Consider the following 10,155-nt stretch of genomic DNA (forward strand, 5'->3'; position numbering starts at 1 on the left):
ATGTTAAATATTTTAGTCGTAGATGACTCACTTATTATTAGAAAAAATATAAAAAAATATATAACAAATTTAGGACACTCTATTGTAGGTGAAGCAAAAAATGGGGCACAAGCTATTGAGCTATGTAAAGAATTAAGCCCTGATTTAATTACCATGGATATTACAATGCCTGATATTGATGGCATAACAGCTGTAAAAAAGATAAGAGAATTTAATCAAGATGTAAATATCATTATGATTACTTCTCATGGACAAGAGGAAATGGTTGTTTCTTCTTTAAAGGCTGGAGCACAAGGCTACCTGCTAAAACCAATTAATGAGGAAAAACTTGCTAAATCTATTGGAAATATTTATGAACAATATAGTGAAAATTGTGATGATGAATTATTAGATGATGATTTAGTAGATGATTAATATACAAAATGATGAGATTAAAGATCTTATCTCCATAGATATGTTTAATGACACATCATTATTCGCTGTGTATGTAGTTAATATAACTACAAATGAGATTTTATATGCAAATCAGGCAATGAAAAACATTATGTCAGATATGACTGCTAAGTATTGCTGGGAAGCGATTAATGGACAAGACGCTCCTTGTTCCTGGTGTCAAGCCCCAACATTACTAGCAGGTTTAAAACCAAGTTTACATCATTCTCAATCTACTGTTAATAATGGATACATTATCTATGAGCATTTTAATGAAGTGGCTAATAAATGGTATCAAGTTCAAGAGAAAGTAGTGCAACTAAAAGATTCTAGAAATGCCTTAATATCTTTTGCTTTAGATATTAGTATTCAAAAAGAGGCACAAAGTAAGCTTATAGATACTCATGTTAAAATTGCAAGACAAACCAAAGAGTTAAAAGAAACACAAGCAAAATTAAAAGAGCAGGCAAATCGTGATCCTTTAACAAACATGTATAACCGAAGGTACTTTGCAGATTTTGCCGAGAAGATTATCTCTATAACAAAAAGAACAAACGAACCACTAAGTCTCTTAATGATCGATATTGATGATTTTAAAAGAATTAATGATACTTATGGTCATAATATTGGAGATAATGTAATAATATTTTTGGCAGAAACAATTACCTTATTTACGCGAGAAAGTGATATTGCTGCAAGATTTGGTGGTGAAGAGTTTGCTATTATTCTTCCAAATACAAGTACAGAAAATGCAGTAAAACTTGCAGAAAAACTGAGATTAAGAATCGAAAAAATGAATTTTCAAGAAAATGATACTAATATAAAATTTACCATTAGTATTGGTGTAGATGCATTTAATCATCAAAGCGATACTAATATTAGTGAATCACTTAATCGAGCAGATAAAGCTTTATATCAATCTAAAACATCAGGTAAAAATAAAGTATCACTTTTTTAAGAGAGGTCGTTTAAGACCTTCTTTATTCCCTCTAAGGCACCCAAAGTAATTGATACTCCATCATCATCAGGGATTTCAGATTCACTAGGGTTAATTCGATATAAAATACTGTTGGGTAGCTGACTCATAGTCTCAGAAAAGCTACGAATTGAAGGGATATCTGTTCCTGCACCTATCTCAATAATCACTATTTTCTTAACTCTGATTTTATCGATAAATTGAAACATTCTTCCCTGTTGTTCATGCACTCTATTCCTATTGAAGTCATAATCATTAAACATAAGGATATTTGGACGGAGTACACTTCCACATTCTTCACATAGAGGATAACTAGAAGCTTGCATCTCTACGTTTACATCAATCTCTAAAGGATACTCATTGAAGATTTCACGAGAACATCCTGTACACTGAAGATAATGAATATTACCATGACTCTCTGTAATTTTTTCACTATCGAAACCTGCTTTTTGAAATTGCCCGTCAACATTTGATGTAAAGATAAAGTAGTCTTTATCTTTAACATAATCGAGTAGTAGCTTAAAGCCATCATGTGGAACTGTTTCTTTATGCATGTTAAGTCTATAACCATACATACCCCAGACTTTTTCAGGATATGTAGAAAAGGAGGAAGGTTGTGAAAGTTCAGTAAACTCTTCTTTATTCCAAAGTCCGTTAGAACTTCTAAAGTCAGGAAGACCACTGTCTAGAGCCATACCAGCGCCAGCTGTAATTATTACTATTGTTTCATTTGTTTCATTTGTTTGATTATACATGTCAGTATTGTAATGTATTAAAGTTTTAATTATTTTAATTATTTTTAGTAAAAATTGTTTTAAAGACAGGATGTATTTTATGTTCGAAGAAAGCTTAGAAAAACTAAACTTTCTTATATAGTATTTATAATCTTGATAAGTTCTTCAGGTCTATTAGAGTTTTTAATTGCATTTTCTTTTGTAATCATATTTTTTAAAATGAGAGAAATAAGTTCCTGCGTTTGCGTGGTCATTTTTGTTTCTTGTTGATTTAGCTGCATTTGAGAGTATATTTGGTGAACTTTATCCTCTCTAATTTGATTTTGTACGGCTGGGTTTGTAATGAGAATCTCTTGTGTAGCAACTTTTCCACCACCCACTTTTGGGATAAGTGTTTGAGATACAACAGCTACGAGTGAAGTTGCAAGTTGTGCACGTACTTGGGCTTGTGCTTCACCATCAAAAACATCGATAATACGGTTAATAGTTCCCGGAGCTGAGTTAGTATGTAATGTTCCAAAAACTAAGTGACCGGTTTCAGCCGCAGTGAGTGCTGCCCCAATAGTCTCTGCATCACGCATCTCTCCAATGAGTATAACATCGGGATCTTGTCTTAGAGCGTACTTTAATGCCGCAGCAAATGAAGCAGTATTACTTCCTACATCTCGTTGTGAGAAAAGAGACTTGACATTTTTATGTACAAATTCCACCGGATCTTCGACAGTGATGATATGGCGTCTTTCATTGAGGTTTATTTCGTGAAGCATAGACGCTAGCGTAGTTGATTTACCAGAACCAGTTGGTCCTGTTACAAGGATAAGACCTTTTTCACGTTTTATAAGCTCTTTAAAAATTGGAGGGTTCCCATATTCGTCAAGTGTCGGGATGTCAATAGGAATCATACGAAATGCACAAGCAATACCATGAATAGTACGATAATAATTCGCACGAAAACGACCAATTCCTTCAAGTTCAAAAGAAAAGTCTAATTCATTATATTCTTCAAAATCTTTTTTTTGCTTATCTTCAATGAGTGTGTAGGCCATCGTTTCAACATCGTTAGCATTGAGAACTGCAAGATTTAAAGGTCGTAGTTCTTTGTCTATTCTAATTTGTGGTTCACTACCAACTACAAGGTGAAGGTCCGAAGAACCATACGCTAAAACACTTTTTAATAGTTTTTTAATATCTAAAGACTTAGGTGCGGTTTCATCACTCATAAAAATACTCCATCATAGTTTTCTTCTTTAAATCCAACAAGAATCTTTCCTTCGTACATAACAACCGGTCTTTTGATAAGCATATTTTCTTTACAAAGCCACTCTTGCTTTTCATTGTCATTTGGGTTGAGCTCTTTGAGTTTGAGAGTTCTATAAGTAGTACTTCTCGCATTAAAAAGTGTTTTTAAATCAGTTTGCTCTAACCAAGAAGCGATGGTCTCACAAGGAACTTTTTTTTCTTTAAAGTCAAAAAGTTCATACTCTATGTTATGTTTGTTAAAATATTTTAGTGCTTTTTTTACACTGTCGCAGTTTTTAATTCCATAGACTTGTACCATCTTTACTCGATAATTTTTGGTACTATGAAAAAGTGATCTTCACTTTTTGGAGCATTTTTAAGGATTGTATCATTTACGCTTGTATCACAAAAGGGAGTGTCTTCTCTTAGGTGTGTTGCAGCGTTACCCATTGCAAATGTATCATCGACACCATCAGTATTTAGTTCACTTAAATTGTCTACAAAGCTAACAATTTCGGACATCTGAGAGATGATTTCTTCTCTCTTATCATCTTCTATTCTTAAAAATGATAATTTTTCTAGTCTTTGTAATAGTGCATCGTCTACTTGCATGAAATTCCTTATATTCTTTAATCTGGAGATATTCTAACAAAATAAAGATATGTATTTGATGAAACTTTAACAAATTATTCGATAATATAACAAAACAATTAGTTTAAGGATTTTTTTTGAGTATTAAAAACGATATAGAGATGGTAAAAGAAGAATTAACTTCAGAAGAGAAGTTTTTTGAAAAATCTGTAATAACAGAAAGATTTGTTAAAAAATATAAAAATATTCTTATTGCTGGTGTAGTTGTAGTTGTTGTAGCAATTGCTTCAAATATAGCATATGATGTAAATAAAGCATCAACACAAGTGGCAGCAAATGAAACATTAAGTGAATTAAAAGCTGATCCTTCAAATGTAGCTGCTCTTACGCGTTTAGAATCTCTTAGTCCAGCTTTACATGATGTTTTTATCTACTCAAAAGCACTGATAGACAAGGATATGAAAACACTAGAGAGTTTAAAAAGTTCAGATGTAGCACCTTTATCTGATTTAGCTACATACGAACTCGCTCAAAGTACTAAAGACGTAAATGCATTAACTACATATGCTCTCAATCAAGATGCAATTTATAAAGATTTAGCACAAGTCCAAGCTGCCATTATACTTATGAATGAAGGTAATATTGATAAAGCACATTTAAAGCTTCAGACAATTCTAGATACCTCACCTTTAGCAAAAGTTGCTAAAGCATTATTACATTACGGGGTAAAATAAATTTTGAGAAACTTATTATTAGCTACTTTATCGTTAAGTATTGTTTTCTTTACAGGATGTAGTTCAAAAAAAGTTTTTGAACCAGAAGAGACGGGAAAATCTTGGGGTCAATATAAAAGTATGGGGGATGATATTATTGATATTACCTCCACTGCAGCGCTTTTGGATAATAGAAAAGTTTTAGGTAAAAAAACTAATATAGATATTGAGATTGCAGAAAATTATAGACTAATAGCACATACAGATGGTTGGGTTATAAGTGCAACTATTGATGGGAAAATGAAGCTTCAATCGGTTGAAGATACAAGTAAAATCGAAGAGCTTGAGCTTAAGAAAACCATTGCTAGTGCAAGTATTCAAGATGATATATTAGCTATTGTTTTTGCAGATAATGAATTAGGACTTTATTCTATATCTTCAAAAGAGTTTTTGATGAAAGAAAAAGTCTCTGAAACTCTAGCAATTGATTCTAGAATTGCAAGTCCATACTTTGTTGGAGGGGTTGTGATTTTTCCTACACTTGATGGTAAAGTTATCATTATTAATCCAACTACAAAAAAGAGATTAAGAACTACGATAGTTTCTTCAGAAGATAATTTTAATAATATTTTGTATTTTAATATCATTGAGGAAAAAGTTATTGCTGCTACTGCACATAAGATTATCTCTATGGATAAAAAAGAAGCTCGGGCAAAGTATGAAATTCGTAATATTGCATTTAATGGTGAAAATTTATTTGTAGCAACTAAACAAGGTGAAGTAATTTCTTTGACTCCAACCCTTGAACTTAATGCAAAACTAAAATTTCCATTTGCCCATTTTTTAGGTTTAATTGCTAAAGATGATAAAGTTTATATCTTAGAAAAAGAAGGTTACTTAATTGTAGCATCAAAAGACTTGTCTTCATACACCATACATAGTGTAAGTCTTGATGAAGGTTTTGTATTTGTTACAGATAAAGGATTTTTTGTACATGATGAGCTTATCTCTATAGAGTAAACTTTGTCAAATGAATTAGAAGCCTTTTTAGAGTATATAACTGTAACAAAGGCTCTAAGTAAGAAAACTATAGAAGCTTATTCTTCTGACCTTAGTATGGTTGAAGAAGAGCTTTGTAAATCATTACTCTCTCTAGATTCAACAATCATCTTGACACACCTTTCAAAATATAAAAATAAAAGAACACTTAACCGTAAACTCTCTTCACTCAACGCCTTTTTTAACTTCTGTTATAAAAGTGATTTTTGCGATGAATATTCTAAGGTTAAGCTTGCAAAAATTCCAAAGCTACTTCCAAATTTTTTATCCTACGATGAAATTACGAATGCTTTAGACTCGATTGATAGAAGTTCATGGATAGGACTCAGAGACTATGCACTCATATTGTTTTTATACGCAACAGGAACAAGGATAAGTGAATGTTTAGAACTTTCACGTGAAGATATAGATGATACTTGGTTACATGTGAGACATGCAAAAGGTGAAAAAGAGAGAATGGTTCCTATTGCCGCTGTTGCAAAAAAAGCAATAGATGAGTACCTTAGAGCGTTTAAGTATGAAAAAGATTTTGTTTGGGCAAATTATAAAGGTGATAAACTAAGTCGTATTTCTGCGTATAAAATTACGAAAAAATATTTAGGTGTTTCGCCTCATGTAATAAGGCATTCCTATGCTACTTCACTCATTATTGGTGGTGCTGATTTGAGAGTTGTCCAAGAGTTACTTGGTCATGCTTCTTTATTAACAACACAGATTTATACACATGTACAAAAGCAAGACTTAAAAGAAACTCTTTATAGTTGTCATCCTTTAAAGTAATACTTTATCAAGAAAGGTGGATTAAGCTTACTTAAGTTAAAATTGATGTATGAAAGATATACAAGATGTTATTTGTTTTACTAGTAAATTAAGAATACTTTATGTTGAAGATGAAGTGTTATTAAGAGAGAGTACTATCTCCATTCTAGAAGATTTATTCCTTGAAGTTATTGTGGCAGATAATGGTGAAGAAGGTCTTGAAAAATTTTACGATAATCAAATTGATATTGTTCTTAGCGATGTAAATATGCCCAAGTTAGATGGTCTGGAAATGTCAACGCAGTTACGTAACTTTGATATAAATATACCAATAATCTTATTATCTGCTCACAGTGAGTTGGAATACTTTTCTAAAGCAATGCAATTAGATATAGACGGGTATCTATTAAAGCCAATTCAGATAGATAAGTTGATTGATTCCTTTGAAAAATGTATAAAAAAAATTGACTTTATAAATGTATACAATAATAACCTAGCTTTTCTAAAACAGTATCAAGAACTTACGGATCTTACATCTGCTGTATCTAAAGCAGATATACACGGTGACATTACCTATGTAAATGATGCATTTATAAAACTCTCTGGTTTTTTAAAAGAAGAGCTTATGGGTTCGAATCATAATATAATCAGACATCCTGATAATAAAGCTTCAATGTATACTGATCTATGGCATAGCATTAAATACAAAAAAGAGCCATGGAAAGGTGTTTTACGTAGTAAATCGAAAAATAATGGAACATATTATGTTAATTCAGTGATTACACCAATCCTAGATATTAATAATGAAATAGTAGAATATATTTCTATGCAGCATGATATTACAAATATTATTAGTCCTAAAAAGCAGTTATATGACTTTGTAGATTCGGCAAGTAATCCTATGATTGTCTTAATCAAAATTGATGGGTTTAGCGATATAGAAAAACTATATGGGCATAATATAACTGAAAATATCGAAGCTAGCTTCGCAAAAGATCTTTTAAAACATATGCCGGAGTATCTTAATTTTGATAAATTCTATTCCTTAGGAAGTGGTGAATATGCTTTTGTTCAGGACTTAGAATATCAAAAAGAGATGGATACCCCTAGTATCTTAAATGAACTTAAAAACTTTCAATATATTATGAATGAATTAAAAATTGAAATTGGTGAAATTGATTACGATGTAGCAATTATTATGAGTATAGCTAATGGTAAGGATTGTTTAGAAAATGTAAAATACGGAATTGATTCTTTATTTAAGTCTAAACAAGACTTTGTCGTTTCTAATGATTTTGCAAAAATTGAGCAGGATGAAGCGTTCAAAAACCTTCAAATTTTAAAAATGGTAAAGGTTGCGATTGAAAATGGAAAAATAATTTCATTTTTTCAGCCAATTGTATGTAATAAAACACAAAAAGTAGTAAAGTATGAATCTTTGGTGCGCCTTGTAGATGAAGAGGAAAATATTGTTGCACCATTTTTCTTTTTGGATATTGCAAAAAAAGGGAAGTACTATTCAAGAATAACAGGAATGGTTCTTGAAAACTCTTTTAATGCTCTTAAGCAAACAGATAAAGCAATTACTATAAATATTTCAGCACTTGATATAGAGAAATATTCAACAAGAAAAAAAATATATGAACTTTTAGATGCTCATAAGAGTGAAGCATTTAGAATAGTATTTGAACTTTTAGAAGATGAAGATGTAAAAGATTTTGATGAGATTGAGAAATTTATTTTAAGTGTTAAAGAATATGGCGTGAAGATTGCTATTGATGATTTTGGTGCTGGGTACTCTAACTTTGAGAGATTACTTAAGTATCAACCAGATATTCTTAAAATTGATGGTTCCCTTATTAAAAACATTGAATCAGATGCGTATTCTATGTCTGTTGTAAAAAGTATTGTAGCTTTTGCAAAAGAGCAGGGTATTGAGATGGTGGCCGAGTATATAGAAAATGAAAATATTTATATAATTTTAAAAAATTTAGGTGTTGAATACTCTCAAGGGTATTATTTTGGAAAGCCTGACTTTATGGATATGAACTAAAGTGAAGTTTTTTGATTATAAGTTTACTTTTGTAGGTATATTTTTTTTTATAGCAACTATCTTACTTTTAATGTTTCATACTTATAAGCAAAAAGAACTCCATAGTTTTTTAGATTTACAAACAAAAGAAGCGAAACATCGATATGATGGAATTACACTTTTTCCAAAAGATACATCTACTTTTATGTTTAACTACCTTATTAACAAGCCTGAGGTCATAGACATATTTAAGTATGCATATGAAGCGAATGATGATGATAAAGCTATTGTAAGAGATAAGTTATATAAATATTTAGAACCAATATATATAGAGTTTAAAAAATATAACATTCAACAACTTCACTTTCATTTACCAAATAATGATAGTTTTTTACGGTTTCATAAACCTAGTAAATTTGGAGATAATCTAAGTAATGTTAGAGCGACAGTTGCATATACAAATAAACATAAAGTATATGTTGAAGGTTTTGAAGAGGGAAGAATTTTTAATGGTTATCGATTTGTGTTTCCACTTTTTGATGAGAAAAAGAAGCATATTGGAAGTGTTGAAATATCTCACTCGATGAAATCATTTAAAAATACCTACCAAAGAGCATTTAAAAATATAGGCTTAGATATACTCATTGATAAAGAAGTGGTAAAAAATAAAGTTTTTGAAACAGAACCTACACACTATGAGCCATCAATAATTAACAATAATTTCATGCATCAAAAAACGATGATAATGTCTGAAAAAGTAGAACATGCAAGCGAGAGTATTAAAAATTTAGAAGAGATTAAGCTCAAAATGAAAATGTATGAAGATTTTTCTATAGCAATTGATCATAAAAAGCACAAAGGTGTTGTAAGCTTTATCGCTATTCATAACCCTATTACTCACAAATATATTGCATACGCAGTTAGTTTTGAACGTAGTGATTATCTTGGGTATTTTTATGATGAAAAAAGTCGTGAAATAAAATATATTTTATTTGTAGTATTACTTCTTACTTTAGTATTGTATTTCGCAATTAAATTTAATAAAGAATTAGGGAAAAAAGTCTATATGGATAGTATGATGGAAATTTACAACCGTAGATTTTTTGAAGCGTATTTATCAGAATCCTGTAAAAAACAAAAACGTAATGATACATATTTATCTTTGATTATGTTTGATGTAGATCATTTTAAAAATATTAATGATACATATGGTCACGACGTGGGAGATACAGCCCTACAGTTACTATCTAAAGTAGTAAAAGAACACACAAGACAAACGGATGTATTTGCGAGATGGGGTGGTGAAGAGTTTATGTTACTTTTAGATGTTAGTTTGGTAGATACACAAAGAGTAGCTGAAAATTTACGTTTATCTATCGAAGAATGTACAAGAGATTATGATGGAGTACCAGAATTTACATGTAGTTTTGGTGTTATAAGCTTAGAAGGCATTATGAGCCTTGATGAGGCCTTTAAAGAAGTTGACAGTAAACTTTATGAAGCAAAAGAAACAGGACGAAATAAAGTAGTTGTTTAGAAGTATTTGTTTTAAAAGTATATAATAGTATACAAATAATATAAAAGGCTCTTTTTTGAACAGTTCCATAACTGATAGTATAA

Annotated in this window: 11 protein-coding genes; 7 read left to right on the forward strand and 4 right to left on the reverse strand. The window is 30.7% G+C overall.

What is annotated here, in order from left to right; all coding sequences use genetic code 11:
• On the forward strand, positions 1-414 hold the full coding sequence (locus ACI9TV_RS10060) for a response regulator (RefSeq protein WP_415250660.1): 414 nt from the start codon (positions 1-3) through the stop codon (positions 412-414).
• Positions 407-1,390, forward strand: coding sequence for a GGDEF domain-containing protein (locus ACI9TV_RS10065; RefSeq protein ID WP_415250661.1), 984 nt, complete (start codon positions 407-409; stop codon positions 1,388-1,390). The genes ACI9TV_RS10060 and ACI9TV_RS10065 overlap by 8 nt, the downstream gene beginning before the upstream one ends.
• Here ACI9TV_RS10065 and ACI9TV_RS10070 read toward each other — a convergent pair.
• The 4 genes from ACI9TV_RS10070 to gatC all read right to left on the reverse strand — a co-directional run bounded on the left by ACI9TV_RS10070 (position 1,387) and on the right by gatC (position 3,993).
• Complete coding sequence (locus ACI9TV_RS10070) at positions 1,387-2,163, reverse strand: SIR2 family NAD-dependent protein deacylase (protein WP_415250662.1); 777 nt, start codon at positions 2,161-2,163, stop codon at positions 1,387-1,389. The two genes, ACI9TV_RS10065 and ACI9TV_RS10070, sit on opposite strands and share 4 nt — an antisense overlap.
• A 113-nt stretch (positions 2,164-2,276) precedes the next feature.
• Positions 2,277-3,362 carry a type IV pilus twitching motility protein PilT gene (locus ACI9TV_RS10075; RefSeq protein WP_415250663.1) on the reverse strand — a complete coding sequence of 362 codons (1,086 nt, stop codon included), beginning with the start codon at positions 3,360-3,362 and terminating at the stop codon, positions 2,277-2,279.
• Positions 3,359-3,700 carry an arsenate reductase family protein gene (locus ACI9TV_RS10080; protein WP_415250664.1) on the reverse strand — a complete coding sequence of 114 codons (342 nt, stop codon included), beginning with the start codon at positions 3,698-3,700 and terminating at the stop codon, positions 3,359-3,361. The genes ACI9TV_RS10075 and ACI9TV_RS10080 overlap by 4 nt, the downstream gene beginning before the upstream one ends.
• 2 nt (positions 3,701-3,702) lie before the next feature.
• Positions 3,703-3,993 carry an Asp-tRNA(Asn)/Glu-tRNA(Gln) amidotransferase subunit GatC gene (gene gatC, locus ACI9TV_RS10085; RefSeq protein ID WP_415250665.1) on the reverse strand — a complete coding sequence of 97 codons (291 nt, stop codon included), beginning with the start codon at positions 3,991-3,993 and terminating at the stop codon, positions 3,703-3,705.
• A gap of 116 nt (positions 3,994-4,109) precedes the next feature.
• Here gatC and ACI9TV_RS10090 point away from each other — a divergent pair, with 116 nt between their 5' ends.
• From ACI9TV_RS10090 to ACI9TV_RS10110, 5 genes are read left to right on the forward strand one after another with little or no spacing between them, the layout of a single operon-like run.
• Positions 4,110-4,706: a hypothetical protein gene (locus ACI9TV_RS10090; RefSeq protein WP_415250666.1), complete on the forward strand. Its 597-nt coding sequence runs from the start codon at positions 4,110-4,112 to the stop codon at positions 4,704-4,706.
• A gap of 3 nt (positions 4,707-4,709) precedes the next feature.
• A complete protein-coding gene (locus ACI9TV_RS10095; RefSeq protein ID WP_415250667.1) occupies positions 4,710-5,705 on the forward strand; it encodes a hypothetical protein in 996 nt (331 codons plus the stop codon).
• A 3-nt stretch (positions 5,706-5,708) separates the two neighbouring features.
• On the forward strand, positions 5,709-6,524 hold the full coding sequence (locus tag ACI9TV_RS10100; RefSeq protein ID WP_415250668.1) for a tyrosine-type recombinase/integrase: 816 nt from the start codon (positions 5,709-5,711) through the stop codon (positions 6,522-6,524).
• 49 nt (positions 6,525-6,573) lie between these two features.
• On the forward strand, positions 6,574-8,556 hold the full coding sequence (locus ACI9TV_RS10105; protein WP_415250669.1) for an EAL domain-containing protein: 1,983 nt from the start codon (positions 6,574-6,576) through the stop codon (positions 8,554-8,556).
• A 1-nt stretch (position 8,557) separates the two neighbouring features.
• Entirely contained in the window at positions 8,558-10,072 is a 1,515-nt protein-coding gene (locus tag ACI9TV_RS10110; protein ID WP_415250670.1) for a diguanylate cyclase, read from the forward strand.
• The last annotated feature ends 83 nt before the right edge of the window (positions 10,073-10,155 follow it).

Source organism: Sulfurimonas sp., assembly GCF_047622445.1.
Lineage (GTDB): Bacteria > Campylobacterota > Campylobacteria > Campylobacterales > Sulfurimonadaceae > Sulfurimonas.

What these genes read in the sequence shown, in the direction of transcription:
- ACI9TV_RS10065 (WP_415250661.1), top strand. Translation starts at nt 407, where the DNA reads ATGATTAATATACAAAATGATGAGATTAAAGATCTTATCTCCATAGAT.
- gatC (WP_415250665.1), bottom strand. Translation starts at nt 3,993, where the DNA reads ATGCAAGTAGACGATGCACTATTACAAAGACTAGAAAAATTATCATTT.
- ACI9TV_RS10080 (WP_415250664.1), bottom strand. Translation starts at nt 3,700, where the DNA reads ATGGTACAAGTCTATGGAATTAAAAACTGCGACAGTGTAAAAAAAGCA.
- ACI9TV_RS10060 (WP_415250660.1), top strand. Translation starts at nt 1, where the DNA reads ATGTTAAATATTTTAGTCGTAGATGACTCACTTATTATTAGAAAAAAT.
- ACI9TV_RS10070 (WP_415250662.1), bottom strand. Translation starts at nt 2,163, where the DNA reads ATGTATAATCAAACAAATGAAACAAATGAAACAATAGTAATAATTACA.
- ACI9TV_RS10105 (WP_415250669.1), top strand. Translation starts at nt 6,574, where the DNA reads ATGAAAGATATACAAGATGTTATTTGTTTTACTAGTAAATTAAGAATA.
- ACI9TV_RS10075 (WP_415250663.1), bottom strand. Translation starts at nt 3,362, where the DNA reads ATGAGTGATGAAACCGCACCTAAGTCTTTAGATATTAAAAAACTATTA.